General features: G+C 71.9%; 12 protein-coding genes and 1 tRNA gene. 7 read left to right on the top strand and 6 right to left on the bottom strand.

From position 1 onward, the window contains the following. Positions 1 to 9: 9 nt before the first annotated feature. The 3 genes from CFT82_RS02615 to CFT82_RS02605 form a co-directional block, all read right to left on the bottom strand. Positions 10 to 819 carry a hypothetical protein gene (locus tag CFT82_RS02615; RefSeq protein ID WP_088817519.1) on the bottom strand — a complete coding sequence of 270 codons (810 nt, stop codon included), beginning with the start codon at positions 817 to 819 and terminating at the stop codon, positions 10 to 12. Position 820: 1 nt separating this feature from the next. Beyond that, entirely contained in the window at positions 821 to 1795 is a 975-nt protein-coding gene (locus CFT82_RS02610; RefSeq protein WP_088817518.1) for an ABC transporter ATP-binding protein, read from the bottom strand. A gap of 538 nt (positions 1796 to 2333) precedes the next feature. Beyond that, complete coding sequence (locus tag CFT82_RS02605) at positions 2334 to 3218, bottom strand: hypothetical protein (RefSeq protein ID WP_088817517.1); 885 nt, start codon at positions 3216 to 3218, stop codon at positions 2334 to 2336. Positions 3219 to 3783: 565 nt separating this feature from the next. Here CFT82_RS02605 and CFT82_RS02595 point away from each other — a divergent pair. After that, positions 3784 to 5316 carry an alkaline phosphatase PhoX gene (locus CFT82_RS02595; RefSeq protein WP_088817515.1) on the top strand — a complete coding sequence of 511 codons (1533 nt, stop codon included), beginning with the start codon at positions 3784 to 3786 and terminating at the stop codon, positions 5314 to 5316. A gap of 70 nt (positions 5317 to 5386) precedes the next feature. Here the strand turns inward: CFT82_RS02595 and CFT82_RS02590 are convergent. Further along, positions 5387 to 5458, bottom strand: a tRNA-Arg gene (locus tag CFT82_RS02590). A gap of 142 nt (positions 5459 to 5600) precedes the next feature. On the opposite strand from CFT82_RS02590, the gene argS reads away from it, so the two are divergent. The 3 genes from argS to CFT82_RS02575 all read left to right on the top strand — a co-directional run bounded on the left by argS (position 5601) and on the right by CFT82_RS02575 (position 10741). Continuing rightward, positions 5601 to 7244, top strand: coding sequence for an arginine--tRNA ligase (argS, locus tag CFT82_RS02585; protein ID WP_088817514.1), 1644 nt, complete (start codon positions 5601 to 5603; stop codon positions 7242 to 7244). A 367-nt stretch (positions 7245 to 7611) separates the two neighbouring features. Continuing rightward, positions 7612 to 9555 (top strand): transcription termination factor Rho, encoded by a 1944-nt coding sequence (gene rho / locus CFT82_RS02580; RefSeq protein ID WP_088817513.1) that lies wholly within the window; start codon positions 7612 to 7614, stop codon positions 9553 to 9555. A 109-nt stretch (positions 9556 to 9664) separates the two neighbouring features. Next, positions 9665 to 10741 carry a glutathione S-transferase family protein gene (locus CFT82_RS02575; RefSeq protein WP_088817512.1) on the top strand — a complete coding sequence of 359 codons (1077 nt, stop codon included), beginning with the start codon at positions 9665 to 9667 and terminating at the stop codon, positions 10739 to 10741. 90 nt (positions 10742 to 10831) lie between these two features. Here the strand turns inward: CFT82_RS02575 and CFT82_RS02570 are convergent, their stop codons facing one another. Further along, the gene (locus tag CFT82_RS02570) at positions 10832 to 12004 is read right to left on the bottom strand and encodes an SPFH domain-containing protein (RefSeq protein WP_234994241.1); all 1173 of its coding nucleotides are present in this window, start codon (positions 12002 to 12004) and stop codon (positions 10832 to 10834) included. Positions 12005 to 12037: 33 nt separating this feature from the next. Beyond that, a complete protein-coding gene (locus tag CFT82_RS02565) occupies positions 12038 to 12505 on the bottom strand; it encodes an NfeD family protein (RefSeq protein ID WP_234994240.1) in 468 nt (155 codons plus the stop codon). A gap of 283 nt (positions 12506 to 12788) precedes the next feature. Between CFT82_RS02565 and rpmE the strand changes: the two genes are divergently transcribed. The 3 genes from rpmE (at position 12789) to CFT82_RS02550 (ending at position 15136) form a co-directional block, all read left to right on the top strand. Next, positions 12789 to 13001 carry a 50S ribosomal protein L31 gene (gene rpmE, locus CFT82_RS02560; protein WP_088817510.1) on the top strand — a complete coding sequence of 71 codons (213 nt, stop codon included), beginning with the start codon at positions 12789 to 12791 and terminating at the stop codon, positions 12999 to 13001. Between the two features lie 120 nt (positions 13002 to 13121). Next, a complete protein-coding gene (prfA, locus tag CFT82_RS02555; protein ID WP_088817509.1) occupies positions 13122 to 14195 on the top strand; it encodes a peptide chain release factor 1 in 1074 nt (357 codons plus the stop codon). Between the two features lie 5 nt (positions 14196 to 14200). Then, positions 14201 to 15136: a N5-glutamine methyltransferase family protein gene (locus CFT82_RS02550; RefSeq protein WP_234994239.1), complete on the top strand. Its 936-nt coding sequence runs from the start codon at positions 14201 to 14203 to the stop codon at positions 15134 to 15136. Positions 15137 to 15143: the final 7 nt, after the last annotated feature.

The raw sequence follows: 15143 nt of genomic DNA, 5'->3' as shown, positions 1-15143 counted from the left end.
TCGGGGGGATCAGTTCACGTCCCGGTTGGTGGTGAAGAGCATGCCGATCAGGGCGGCCACGGCGCCGTAGGCCAGCATCGTGAGGATCCCGCCCCACCAGGGGAGGATCTCCATTCCGAAGAGGTCTCCGAGGCCCGTCACGGCCATCGTAGCGTTCGACGGCATGTACTTCGAGACGGTTGACAGCCACGACACGTCGGAGAACGTCATGAGGCTTGTCACGATGGGCTCGACGATCAGGGCGAGCGAGACTCCCACGATGGTGGACCACAGCGGATTCGGCAGCAAGATCCCCAGGCCGACCCCGAAGAGGCACCACAGCATGATCACGGCGCCGCACCCAAGGAAGGTCTTGCCCAGCTCGAGGGGCTCCGGGAAGACGGAGATGTCGTTCATCGCCAAGGGGATGGCGCCGCCGGAGAAGGAGCCCAGCAGATAGGCGAGACCCAGCACCAGCCCGACGGTGAGGATCGCGAGGACCTTGGCGATCATGACCCGGGCCCGGCGGGGCTCAGCGAGGAAAGTGCTGGTCAGGGTGCGGTAGCGGGCGTCCGTGCCCACCACCAGCGCCCCGCCGACGAGGGCGAGGATGTAGCCGAGGGTCAGCGACATCATCTGGCCGGTGTAGACGCTGCGAGCTACTTCGAGGTGGTCCATGGGCACCTCGTTCATGTTCTGGTCATAGCTGACCGGGTTGGAGCCGAACATGAACCCGAAGAGCATCGAGATGGCGAATGCGAGGAGGAAGATCGTCAGCGCCAGCCCCCACCACATGCGGGTCGTGAAGATCTTGCGGAGTTCAGCCGTCAGGATGCCCATGTCAGATTCCCTCCGTGTTCCGGTTGCCGTGCTGCTCGGTGAGACGCACGAACATCTCCTCCAGGTCGGTGCCGGCCGAGGCCAGGCCGTGGATGGGCTGACCGGCGGCCAGGGCGGTGTCGCCGATGAGGACGAGGTCCTCGCTGGCCACCTCCACCTGGCGCGGGTCGCTCACCCGGGCCTCGAGGCCGCGCTGGGCGAAGACCGCGGCGAGGGCCTCGGCGTCGCGGGTGGTCACCCGGGTGCTCGCCCGGCCCTCGAGCTCCTTGAGCGGGCCGGCGGCGATCTTGCGACCGTTGGCGATGATCACGACGTCGTCGACCGTCTGCTGCACCTCGCTGAGCATGTGCGAGCTGATGAGGACGGTCTTGCCCAGGTCGGCCGAGAGGTGACGCAGGAAGCCGCGGAGCCAGCGGATGCCCTGCGGGTCGAGGCCGTTGGCCGGCTCGTCGAGGACCAGCAGGCGCGGGTCACCCAGGAGGGCGGTGGCCAGGCCGAGGCGCTGGCGCATGCCCATCGAGTAGCCGCCGGCCTTCTTGCGGGCCGCGGCCGGGATGCCGACCAGCTCGAGGAGCTCGTCGACCCGGCTGTCGGGGATGCCGTGGGTCGCGGCCAGGACGCGCAGGTGGTCGCGGCCGGAGCGGCCGGGGTGGAAGTTCGTGGCCTCCAGCGCCGCGCCGACGGTGTGCAGGGGCTGCTTGATGTCCCGGTAGCGCTGACCGTCGATGAGGGCGGTGCCCTCGGTGATGCGGATCAGGTCCAGCAGCATGCGCAGCGTGGTGGTCTTGCCGGAGCCGTTCGGGCCGAGGAATCCGGTGACCCGGCCGGGCTCGACGGTGAAGCTGAGGTCGTCGACGGCGCGGAAGCTCCCGTAGACCTTGGTGAGATTCCTGATGTCGACGTGGGCGCCGCGCGCATCTCCCTGCAGGGTGGACGTCCCCGGGGTGGGGGACCCCTGGAAGGCCGCTGTGCTCATGTCACCTCCTGGGGCGTGGGGACGGGCCACGCACCGGTGGGTGCGAGGCGGAGAGTTCGTCGCTGCCGACCCGGTGCGCGGTGGGCGCTCACGAGGGCGGGCGACTGGCCCATCTGATCACCGCGCCGGGCGCTGGAGTGGTGAGCCGCGGAATGAGATCTCATGACGAATGTCATCCCGTGGGAGGACGGGGCGGGGCGCCGGGCCTCGCGGTTCGGCCAGTGGGTGGGCTGCTCGGCTCGGCCAGCAGGCGGCCAGCCCTCCCTGCGGACCGGTGCGACCCATCCATGCGGCGCAGATGGTCGTATCAAGCCATCGCGGACAGCCATCTGCGTCGCATGGTGGTAGGGCGGGGGTGGGTTGTCGCGCGCCCTCATCGGTGCGGCGCAGATGGTTGCTCTTCGCCCCCTGAGGCAGCCATCTGCGTCGCATGGATGGGCTGAGCGGTGGCGAGGCAGCCATCTGTGCCGCATGGATGGTCGGCGCCGCCTGGGTGGACGCGGTGCCGGCGTGCCCGCCCCGTCCGGTGCTGTCGTCGTCAGTGACCGCCGGCCAGCCGGCGCTCCAGGTCCCGGAGCCAGGCCGCTCTCCGGGCGGGGTGCATGTCGTCCCGGGTGAGGGTCAGGTGGGACCAGCCCGCGTCCACCAGGCGCTCGCGCCGGCGCAGGGTGCGCTGCAGGTGCTCGGGGTCGTAGTGGAAGGCCCCGTCGTACTCGCACACCACGCCCTGAGCGCGCCAGACGAAGTCGACCTCTCCGAGCCAGGCGCCGTGCGCATCGCAGACGTCGGCGTTGAGCTCGGGCTCGGGCAGCCCCCACTGCATCATCGCGAACCGCGCCACCGACTCCCTCGGCGACCTCGACCCCCGCCGCACCCAGCGCCTCGCCTCGCGTGCGCGGCGGATGCCGGGCGTCCCGGCCAGCCGCTCCAGCGCCGCGTCGAGCGCCTCCAGCCGCTGCCCGTGCTGCCTGCGCACGAGGTGGTCACCGACCACGACGAGGGCTTCGGTGTCCAGGTGTCCGGGCGCGGCGAGACCCACCCACGTGTCGACGGGGGAGAGCACCCGGAGTCCCTGCACCGTCACGAGCTCGCGCCCCTCGAGGCCGGTGTGCGCCACGACCTCGGGGCGTCGGATGCGCTGTCCGGTCGGGACCATGAGGTGCACCGGCGCGGTGGGGCGGACGGGCCGGGGGAGCGGCAGCCCGTGGAGGACCGCCGCGCTGTGGCAGCTGGCTGCGGCGTCGTCGCGCACGGCTGTCATCACCGCCGCGACGTGGTGCGCGTGCTCCGTGGGGGCCGTCCGGGACCGTGCGCCGTAGGTGGGGCGGTGCCACCGGGCCGAGCGGAGCCGTGCCCGGGTCCATCCGTGGGTGCGGGCGTCGTGGACCGTGAAGTGCTCGGGTGTGCTGTCGGGCGCGGGCACGGTGCCTCCGGGCGACGGGGATGGGGCAGGGGGGGCTGGTGCCAGCGTGGCCCGACCTGCGCGTCCGGCGTCGGGAAGGCGAGCGGCCCCTGTGGACGGGCCTCCCTCGCGGGTCCGGATCCTGCGTCCGGGTCCGTCGCCCCGTCGGGAGGGTTGAGCCCCACTGGGTCATCCATGCGGCGCAGGTGGCTGTCCTCGGCGGCGTCAGACAGCCATCTCCGCCGCATCGAGGAGGGGATGCTGCTGGGGTGGTGGCAGGACGACCATCTGCGCCGCATCGATGGCCCGCGCGCCAGTCGAGTTGCGGTCTGCATCCATGCGGCGCAGGTGGCTGTCCTCGGCGGCGTCAGACAGCCATCTCCGCCGCATCGAGGAGGGGGCGTGGGTGGGGTGGGCGGGGCCCCCGTGCCGCATGGACGAGGGTGATCAGCGGGCCCTGCGGCGTACCTCCACAGGAGGTGCATGACCCACCAAAACTCCAGTGGCACAGGGTATCTCGAGCAGATTCCCCAGATCGTGGTCTCTCGCTACAGTCGCCAGTGCCCGTCCTCTACCCAGGAGAGCCATGAACCGCTCCACCTCCGCCTCCCGCTCCGTCGACCGTCGCACCTTCCTCGGCACCGCCGCCCTCGGCCTCGTGGTCGCCGGCAGCGCCTCCCCGTTCGCCTCCCACGCCCACGCGGCCCGGACCACGCGCATGGGCGCGGGGTACGGCCCCCTCCGCCCCGCCGGCCCGCTGCTCGCGCTGCCCGAGGGCTTCTCCTACACCGTGCTGGCCGAGTCCGGCACCGACACCGTCGGCGGCTACCGCGTGGCCGGCGACCAGGACGCCATGGGCTGCTTCGCCGGCCCTGACGGCGGTTCCGTCATCGTCTGCAACCACGAGGTCGGCGGCGACGCCTCCGAGGGCGTCCCGCACGTGGACGGCCTCGTCTACGACCCGGCCGGCAAGGGCGGCACCTCCACCCTCGTGGTGAACGCCGACAACGAGGTGCAGGAGCACTACACCTCCCTGGCCGGCACCGTCGACAACTGCGCCGGTGGCATCACCCCGTGGGGCACCTGGCTGACCTGCGAGGAGACCGAGGAGCGCGCCGGGACCCACGAGGACGACGGCGTCACCTACACCTTCGAGAAGGACCACGGCTACGTCTTCGAGGTCGACCCGACCAGCGCGGAGGCCAACCTCGGCAAGGCCAACGTCCCGCTGAAGTTCCTCGGCCGCTTCGCCCACGAGGCCGCCGCCGTGGACCCCGAGACCGGCTGCATCTACCTCACTGAGGACGCCGACGAGCCGAACGGCCTGTACTACCGCTGGACCCCGCCGGCCGACTACCGGCAGGGCCCCGGTGCCCTCCACGCGCTGGCCGAGTCCGGCGACCCGGAGGTGGGCACCCTGGAGGCCCTCGTCGCCTACACGCCCAGCGGCGAGCACGTCCGGGACCTCTCGCTGGCCACCCGCACCAACACCACCTACTCCGTGGAGTGGGTCGAGGTGCCGGACCGGGACGCCCGGGAGACCTCGGTGCGCGAGCAGTTCACCGACGACCAGATCACCCGCTCGCGCAAGCTGGAGGGCCAGTGGTGGGCCGACGGCGGCGCCTACTTCGTCGCCAGCTACGCCCGCAAGGACGACGGCTCCCTCCACGAGCACGACGGCCAGGTCTGGTTCTTCGACCCCGCGAAGCAGACCATCACCCTCACCACCGTCTTCGGCGTGAACCCCGACCCGGAGGCCGGCGGAGTCGACGGTCCGGACAACATCACCGTCTCGCCCCACGGCGGCATCATCCTGGCCGAGGACGGCGACGGCCTCTCGCACCTGGTGGGTGTCACCGACCAGGGCAAGGCCTACAAGCTGGCCCAGAACCTGCTCGACGACAGCGAGTGGGCCGGGCCCTGCTTCAACGCCGCGGGGGACACCCTGTTCGCCAACATCCAGGGCGAGCCGGGCCGCACCTTCGCCATCACCGGCCCCTGGGGCCGCCCGTCGAACGCCGACCCCGACCAGGTCGAGGGGCCGGTCATCGACACCGGTGCGACCGGGGGCTCGGCCTTCGGTGACGCACAGCGCCACGTCGCCGGCACGCTGGACTGACGCCGGCGCACGACGAAGGCCCCGGTCCAGTGTGGACCGGGGCCTTCTGGTGCGAGTCCTCCTCGCCGTGCGCCCCCGGCAGGATTCGAACCTGCGCACCCGCCTCCGGAGGGCGGTGCTCTATCCCCTGAGCTACGGGGGCACGTGTTGCTCCGCGGCAGCGGAACGAGGGGCGAGCATACCAGTGCCCCGGCGACCACCCAATCCGGTGCGTGCTCGACGGGGATCCACCGGCCCCCGCCACCGGCCGGGCGCCGCCACCGACGGCGGATACCCTGTGCCGCATGACGCCGGAACAGCTCGCACACGCCATCACCGCGGCCCTCCAGGCCGCCGTCGACGCCGGGGAGATCTCCGTGGAGGTCCCCGACGAGGTCCGTGTGGAGCGACCCAAGGACCGCAACCACGGCGACTGGGCCAGCAACGTGGCGCTCCAGCTGGCGAAGAAGGCGGGGATGAACCCGCGCCAGCTCGCGGAGGTCGTCGCCGAGCACCTGCGCCGGGCCGAGGGGGTGGCGGCCGTCGACATCGCCGGCCCCGGCTTCCTGAACATCACCCTCGACGCCGCGAGCGCCGGTGAGCTGGCCCGCACCATCGTCGAGGCCGCGGACACCTACGGCAGCAACGACGCCCTGGTCGGGCACACCGTCAACGTGGAGTTCATCTCCGCCAACCCGACCGGCCACCTCCACGTCGGGCACACCCGCTGGGCAGCCCTCGGTGACTCGATGCGTCGGCTCCTGGCCGCCTCGGGTGCCGACGTGACCGCCGAGTACTACATCAACGACGCCGGCACGCAGATGGACCGCTTCGGCGAGTCCGTCCTGGCCGCGGCCCTCGGGGAGCCGACCCCGGAGGGCGGCTACCCGGGCGAGTACGTGCAGGAGCTCGGGCAGAAGGTGCTCGCCGAGCGCCCCGACCTGGCCGGCCTGCCGCGGCAGGAGGCGATCACCGCCGCCCGCGACCTGGGCTACCCGCTCATGCTCGGCATGATCCAGCAGACCTTGCAGAACTTCGGTGTGCACTTCGACGTGTGGTTCAGCGAGCAGAGTCTGCACGACAGCGGCCAGGTGGACCAGGCCATCGCCCGGCTGCGGGAGCAGGGGCACGTGTACGACGCGGACGGTGCCATCTGGCTGCGGACCACGGACTTCTCCGACGACAAGGACCGGGTGCTGGTCCGGTCGAACGGGGAGCACACCTACTTCGCCAGCGACGCGGCCTACTACCTCTCCAAGAAGGACCGCGGGTTCACCGAGAAGATCTACCTGCTGGGTGCCGACCACCACGGGTACGTGAACCGCCTCAAGGCGATCAGCGCCGCCGCCGGTGACGACCCCGAGCAGAACATCGAGATCCGGATCGGCCAGCTCATCTCCATCAACGGGGCCAAGCTCAGCAAGCGTGCGGGCAACGTGGTGGACCTCGACGACATGCTCGAGTGGATCGGCGCCGACGCCATCCGGTACTCGCTCGCCCGGTACCCGGCCGACACGCCGCTGAGCCTGGACGGCGACGAGCTGCGCAAGCAGACCAACGACAACCCGGTCTTCTACGTGCAGTACGCCCACGCCCGCACCGCCAACGTCTCGCGACTGGCGGCTGCCGACGGCGTCCACCGGGAGGACGGCTTCGACCCCTCCCTGCTGGCCCACGAGACCGAGGCCACTCTGCTGGCCGCCCTCGGTGACTTCCCCCGCGTGGTGGCGCAGGCCGCCGAGCTGCGGGAGCCGCACCGCGTGGCGCGCTACCTGGAGGGCCTCGCCGGTTCCTTCCACAAGTGGTACGACGCCTGCCGCGTGCGCCCCCGTGACGGCGAGGAGGTCACCGACCTGCACCGCAGCCGGCTGTGGCTCAACGAGGCCACCGGCACCGTCCTTCGTCGGGGCCTGGATCTGCTGGGTGTCTCGGCGCCCGAGCGCATGTGAGTCGGTGGGCACCCGTCGGCCGGCGGGTGCCCCCCGTCCACCGACCCCCGCCACGCCCCAGCGCGCGTGGCGGGGGTCGGTGGTACTGTGAGCGCGTCGGTTGGGCAGTGAGTCCCTGTGGCGCCTCGGGTGCCACGCCGAATGGACGCTCCGTCCGCCGACATCTTCCGGCCGCAGGTCGTCCCCCGAGATCTCAGCGTTCGCGTTGCTCGGAGTGGTGGCGTCGACGGTTCTCCGTACTCGTCACCCCGGACCCCGCTGCCCACACGCACTGACACACGCCGCCACGCCCCGTGGGGCTCGGCGTCGGGTGCAGCAATCACACCTTCTGCGCCGCCTGCGGCGTGCGCAGTCCGGAAGGACATGCATGACTGACACCACCCAGTCGGCCGAGACCCCCAAGCGCCCCACCGCGCTGAGCGCCATGCGCCTCGCGGAGCTCCAGGAGCTGGCCGCGAGCATGGGCATCCCCACCGAGCGCAAGCGCAAGGGTGATCTCGTGGCCGAGATCCGCCAGGCCCGGGTCGAGGCAGGGTCCGCCCAGTCCGCCGGGAAGGGCTCGAGCTCCACGCAGCGGGGCGAGCAGTCCGCCGAGCAGGAGCGCGCCGAGGCACCGGCCACCGAGCAGCCCTCCCACGACCAGCCCTCCCACGACCAGCCCTCCACCGAGCAGCCGGCCGCCGAGCAGGACACCGAGGACCGGGGCCAGGCTTCCGGCGGCGATGCCGAGGACGGAGCCCGCCGCGAGTCCGAGGGGCGTACCCGCCGTGGCCGCCGTGGGGGCCGCACCCGTGGGGGAGAGGAGGGTGCGCAGCCGGAGGCCGGCCAGCAGGCCGGGAATCCGGAGCGTGGGGAGAGCTCCGCTGAGCGCGGTACCGCGTCCTCCGAGCGTTCCGAGCAGGGGGACCGTGACGACCGCCCGGAGCGCGGGGAGCGGGGCCAGCAGGGTCGCGACGACCGTGGTGGACGTGACGACCGGCACGAGGACGACGACAACGGAGGCGGCCGCAACCGGCGGAACCGTCGCAACCGTCGCAACCGCGGTCGCAACCGGGAGGACGGCGACCAGCAGGGCCGCCAGGAGGAGCGCGGGCAGCAGGGGCGCGAGGACGACGCGGACCTGGTCCAGGTGGCCGGTCTGCTCGACACCATGGACAGCTACGGATTCGTCCGCACCACCGGCTACCTCCCGGGCCCGAGCGACATCTACGTCCCGATGCAGATGATCAAGCGCTACGGGCTGCGGAAGGGTGATGCGGTCATCGGCCGCATCAAGCCGCGCCACGACCTCGAGAACGAGTCGACCCCGGCACCCTCCGGCGGCGGCCGCCGCAACCAGAAGCCGAACAAGAACAAGTTCAACGCCCTGGTGAAGGTCGACCGCGTCAACGGCCAGGAGCCCGACGAGGCGAAGCGACGGGTGGAGTTCGGCAAGCTCACGCCGCTCTACCCGCAGCACCGCCTGCGCCTGGAGACCACGCAGAAGGGTTACACCAACCGTGTGATCGACCTGGTCGCCCCGATCGGCAAGGGCCAGCGTGGCCTCATCGTGGCCCCGCCGAAGGCCGGCAAGACGATGATCCTCCAGTCGATCGCCAACGCGATCACGGAGAACAACCCAGAGGCCCACCTCATGGTCGTCCTGGTGGACGAGCGCCCCGAGGAGGTCACCGACATGCAGCGCACGGTCAAGGGTGAGGTCATCGCCTCCACCTTCGACCGTCCGGCCGACGACCACACGATCGTCGCCGAGCTGGCCATCGAGCGGGCCAAGCGCCTGGTGGAGCTCGGGCAGGACGTCGTTGTCCTCCTCGACTCGATCACCCGCCTGGGGCGCGCGTACAACATCGCCGCCCCGGCCTCCGGCCGCATCCTCTCCGGTGGTGTGGACTCCTCGGCCCTGTACCCGCCGAAGCGCTTCTTCGGTGCCGCGCGCAACATCGAGAACGGTGGCTCGCTCACCATCCTCGCCACTGCGCTGGTGGAGACCGGCTCGAAGATGGACGAGGTGATCTTCGAGGAGTTCAAGGGCACCGGAAACATGGAGCTGCGTCTCTCGCGCCAGCTGGCCGACCGCCGCGTGTTCCCCGCCGTGGACGTCAACGCCTCCGGCACCCGCAAGGAGGAGATCCTCCTGGGGGCCGAGGAGCTCAAGGTGGTGTGGAAGCTCCGCCGCGTGCTCCAGGCGCTGGACTCGCAGGCCTCCATGGAGCTCCTGCTCGACCGGATGCGCAAGACCTCCAGCAACGGGGAGTTCCTCATGCAGGTGCAGCAGACCTCCTCGATCAAGCTGGAGGACGAGGAGGACTGACCGCCTCCCGGCGAGAGCTCCTGAGCGCCAGCCCGCCCCGACCCCGATGCCGACGGCACCGGGGTCGGGGCGTTTCCGGAGGGAGCACCCGGGACCGCGGGCCGCTACCATGGGTGACATGACACCTAGTGAGCGGCTGGCAGCGAACGCGGCGACGGAGGGCGGGTTCGACCGCGACACCACCTACGTGGAGGACCGCATCACCGCGGATGCACCGCCCGGTGGGCCCACCGGGGAGCGGGTCGGGCAGATGGTCTGGCCGGTCGAGCCCGGGCGCTACCGCCTGGTCGCCGCGCGGGCCTGCCCGTGGGCCCACCGGGCCGTCATCGTGCGTCGCCTGCTCGGGCTGGAGGAGATCATCTCGCTGGGGCTGGCCCACCCGCTCCACGGGGAGCCGTCGTGGAACTTCGACCTCGACGAGGGCGGGGTGGACCCGGTGCTCGGCATCCACCGCCTCCGCGAGGCCTACGAGGCGCGCATCCCGGACTACCCGCGCGGGATCACCGTCCCGGCCCTCGTGGACGTGCCCACCGGCCAGCTGGTCACCAACGACTTCCCCCAGATCACGCTGGACCTCTCGACCGAGTGGCGGGAGCACCACCGGGACGGGGCGCCGGAGCTGTACCCCGAGGCGCTGCGACCCGAGATCGACGAGATCTCCCGGTGGATCTACACCGAGGTGAACAACGGGGTCTACCGGGCCGGCTTCGCCGCCGACCAGGAGCACTACGACGAGGCCTACGACCGGCTCTGGGCAGCCCTAGACCGGCTGGAGGAGCACCTGGCCACCCGGCGCTACCTGGTGGGGGAGCAGATCACCGAGGCCGACGTGCGTCTCTACCCGACGCTGGTGCGCTTCGACCCCGTCTACCACGGCCACTTCAAGTGCAACCGCTCCACGCTGCGGGAGATGCCGGTGCTCTCGGCCTATCTGCGGGACCTCTTCCAGACCCCCGGCTTCGGGGACAGCACCGACTTCGAGCAGATCAAGCAGCACTACTACGGCGTGCACCACGAGGTGAACCCCACCGGGGTGGTGCCGCAGGGTCCGGACATGGGCTGGCTGCTGGAGCCCCACGGGCGGGAGGCGCTGGGCGGTACCCCCTTCGGTCGGGGCAGCGCGCCGGGCCCGGTCCCTGCCGGGGAGCGGGTGCCGGCCGAGCACACCCCGCTGCCGGTGGGGTGACGCCGCCAGCTCTTCCGGCCGGCCGAGGGCGGCGGGGCAAAGAGGAAGGGCGCCTCCCTCAGGGGGAGGTGCCCTTCCTCGTCGGCAGGTTCAGGCGCGCGGCGGCAGGTCGTCCGTCGGGCCGTCCTGGCGCGGGAGGGCCTGCGTCTCACCGCCCTCGGGCGTGGGCGGCTGGGCCCCGCTCGGGGTGGAACCGCCCAGCCCGCCGGCGGCACCGCGGCGGGCGGTGCTGGAATCGGCGACCTCGTCGGTCGCTCCGCGGGCCTCGGCGCGGGCCTTGCGGAGCGCCTCGGCCGGGTCCTCCAGCGAGGCCTCCTCGATGTCGAGGCGCATCGCCTCACCCTGGGTGTTGGTCTCGTGGACCTGACCCCGGGCGCCGTCCATGCTGGCCTGGCCACCGATGACACCACCCACGCCCTTGAGGGCGTCGGTGATCTCGCTGGGGATGATGAACATCTTGTTCGCATCGCCCTTGGCGATCTCCGGCAGGGCCTGCAGGTACTGGTAGGCGAAGACCTTGGCGTTCGGGTTGCCGCGGTGGATCGCGTCGAAGACCTGCATGATCGCGCGGGACTCACCCTGCGCGCGGAGGACCGCGGCCTGGGCGTCGCCCTCGGCGGTGAGGATGGCGGCCTGCTTCTCACCCTCGGCGGTGAGGATCTGCGACTGCTTGACACCCTCGGCGTTGAGGATGGCGGCGCGGCGGTCGCGCTCGGCGCGCATCTGCTTCTCCATCGAATCCTGGACGCTGGGCGGCGGGTCGATCGCCTTGAGCTCCACGCGGTTGACGCGGATGCCCCAGCGGCCGGTGGCCTCGTCGAGGACGCCGCGGAGGCGGCCGTTGATCTGGTCACGGCTGGTCAGGGTCTGCTCTAGGTCGAGCGAACCGATGACATTGCGGAGCGTGGTCACGGTGAGCTGCTCGATGCCGCTGATGTAGTTCGCGATCTCGTAGGTCGCGGCCTTCGGGTCGGTCACCTGGAAGTAGATCACCGTGTCGATGGAGACGACCAGGTTGTCCGAGGTGATCACCGGCTGCGGCGGGAAGCTCACGACCTGCTCGCGCAGGTCGACATTCGCGCGCGGCTTGTCGATGAAGGGGATGAGCAGGTTGAGGCCGGCGTCGAGCGTGGAGCTGTAGCGGCCGAGTCGTTCGACGATGACCGCCGTGGCCTGCGGGACGATCTTGATGGATCGCACGAGGACCACGACGACGAACAGCAGGAGCAGGAGGAGCACCACTGCGGTGATCACTTCCGGCATGTCGCCTCCTTCGGTGGGGGTGGGTGCTGCGGGTCAGAGGGTGTCGGCGCGGTTCACGCGCTCGATGCGGGCGGTGGCTCCGTCGATCTCGGCGACCCGCACGACCTCGCCGACGGCGAAGGTCTCGCCGCCCCAGGCCGGGCGGGCGGTCCAGATCTCCCCGGCGAGCTTGACCGTGCCGGCCAGCTCGGTGACGGGCTCGGCCACGCGGGCCTCCTGGCCGATCAGGCCGGCGGCGTTCGTGGGGGCGTGGGGGATGGACTCGTCGAGCCGGCGTCGCAGACTGGGACGGACGAAGAGCAGCAGGAGCAGGGCGCTCAGGGCGAAGACGACGACCTGGGCGGTGAAGGGCACGCCGATCGCCGCGGCCAGGACGGCCACCAGTGCACCGATGGCCAGCATCAGGAACATCAGGTCCAGGGTGAGCATCTCGATGGCACCCAGGGCCAGGGCGGCGCCCAGCCACCAGAGCCACTGCGAGTCGGGGAGCATGTCCGTCATGGCGCCGACTCTAGGCCGCACGCGTGGTCCCCGCGTGGTCCCAGGGGTGGAGTGTCGGGAGTGCGGACCCGGCGAGACCGCCCCCGGTCGGAGCCCGTCCGGCCCGGGAGGGTGGAGACGGCGGGGTGGTCGAGATTTCCGCTGGCTGTGGTGCGCGTGGCAGAATGGCCCGTTGCATCCGGTTCACGTCACGCACGGCCCAGCCCGCTGGGCGCTGCACGCGGCGATCCGTCCACACGGGCACGCGGACGACCCGGACCCCGCCCATTCCGAGGAGATCACCATGCGCAAGGACATTCACCCCGCGTATGACACCACCGAGGTCGTCTGCACCTGCGGCAGCACCTTCACCACCCGCAGCACGAAGGAGGGTGGCCGCATGAGCGTCGACGTCTGCAGCCAGTGCCACCCCTTCTACACCGGTAAGCAGAAGATCCTGGACACCGGTGGTCGTGTCGCGCGCTTCCAGCAGCGCTACGGCAAGAAGGCCGACTGAGACTTCTCCAGCTGACGGCCGGGACACCATGCGGTGTCCCGGCCGTCGCTCGTTCCACGTCCGCAGGCGGTGGGCACGGACCCGCTGCCGACCGCACCCGTCCCACGAGGAGATCTCCCCATGAGTGAGGCCCTGCGTCGTGCTCTGGCCGAGCACGCCCGCCTCGAGGCCGAGATGTCCCGCCCCGAGGTCGTCGGTGACCCCGGGGCGCTGCGGACGGCGTCCCGGGAGTACGCGGCGCTGGAACCGGTGGTGCGGGCGGCGCGCCGGGTGGAGTCCCTGGAGGCCGATCTCGGGGCCGCACGTGAGCTGGCGGAGGAGGACGCTGCCTTCGCCGCCGAGGTCGAGGACCTGGCCACGGAGCTCGAGAGGGCGCGCGAGGCCCTCACCCGGGCCCTGCTGCCGCGCGACCCGGACGACGGGCGGGACGTCCTGCTGGAGGTCAAGGCGGGGGAGGGCGGTGAGGAGTCCGCGCTCTTCGCCGGGGACCTGCTGCGCATGTACCTGCGCTATGCCGAGCGGCGGGGGTGGAAGGCGGTCGTGCTCGAGTCCACCCCGTCGGACCTGGGTGGGGTCAAGGAGGCACGACTGGCCATCCGCGGCGGCGGGGCGTCCGAGCCGGGGGAGTCGCCGTGGGCACGGCTGAAGTACGAGGGGGGTGTGCACCGGGTGCAGCGGGTGCCGGTCACCGAGTCCCAGGGTCGGATCCACACCTCGGCGGCCGGGGTGATGGTGCTCCCGGAGGTCGACGACGACACCGAGGTGGAGATCGACCCGAACGACCTGCGGGTCGACGTCTTCCGCTCCAGCGGACCCGGCGGCCAGAGCGTCAACACCACCGACTCGGCCGTGCGCATCACCCACCTGCCGACGGGGTTGGTCGTGAGCTGCCAGAACGAGAAGTCCCAGCTGCAGAACAAGGAGGCCGCCCTGCGCGTGCTGGTCTCCCGCCTGCACCGCATGGCGGTCGAGGAGGCCGAGGCCGAGGCCTCCGAGGCGCGGCGGGCGCAGGTCCGCACCGTCGACCGCAGCGAGCGGGTGCGTACCTACAACTTCCCGGAGAGCCGCATCGCCGACCACCGGACGGGGTACAAGTCCCACAACCTCCCGGCCGTGCTCGACGGGGAGATCGACCCCGTCGTCGACTCCCTCGTGGCGGACCACGAGGCGCGGCTCCTGGCGGGGCAGGAGTGAACCCCGTGTCCGGCCCCCGCCCGGGGGGCGACGGCCCCGGGCTGCGGGAGCTCGTCGAGGACATCACTCGCCGTCTGGCGGTCGCTGGCTGCGCCAGCCCGCGTTCCGAGGCCACCCAGCTCGTGGCGGGCGTGCTGGAGGTGGAGCTCGGCGAGGTGCACCGGCTGGCCCTGCTGGGCCGTCGTCTCCCGCCGGATCTGTGCACCCCCCTGGAGGGCTGGGTCGCCCGGAGGGAGGCCCGGGAGCCCCTGCAGCACGTGCTGGGGCGGGCGCACTTCGCGGGGCTCGAGCTGGAGGTGGGGCCGGGGGTGTTCGTGCCCCGGCCGGAGACCGAGCTGCTGGCCGAGCGGGCCGCCGAGCGGGTGGAGGAGTGGGCCACGGCCGAGGGTCCCGGGCCTCGACCGGCGCTCGAGCTGGTGGACCTCTGTACCGGCAGCGGTGCGCTGGTGCTGGGGATCGCCCAGCGGGTGCAGGATCGGGGCCGGGTCCCGGTCGACCGCGAGATCCGGCTGCACGCCGCGGAGATCGACCCGGTGGCCGCCGGCTTCGCCGGTCGCAACGCGGAGCGCAGCGGGTTCACTCTCGACCTCAGGGTGAGGGATGCGGTGGGTTCCTTTCCCGAGCTGCAGGGGGCGGTCGACCTCGTGGTGAGCAACCCGCCGTACGTGCCGGCCGGCGCGGTGCCCGCCGACCCCGAGGTGCGGGAGCACGACCCGGAGCTCGCCCTGTACGGCGGGTCCGAGGACGGGCTGGCGCTCCCGCTGGCCCTCGTCGACTGGGCCCACCGGCTCCTGCGTCCGGGGGGAGCCCTGCTCATGGAGCACGACGACACCCAGGGGGAGAGCCTGCCGTCCGCCCTGCAGGACCGGGGGTGGGCAGGGGTCCGCGACCACCGGGACCTGGCCGGGCGTCCCCGCTTCGTGGAGGCCGTGCGTCCCTGAGCGGGGG

This window comes from Kytococcus aerolatus, from assembly GCF_900187395.1.
In the GTDB taxonomy this organism is placed as follows: Bacteria; Actinomycetota; Actinomycetes; order Actinomycetales; family Dermatophilaceae; genus Kytococcus; species Kytococcus aerolatus.
The sequence above is the reverse complement of the archived record's forward strand: the minus strand, read 5'-3'. Positions and strand labels throughout refer to the sequence as shown.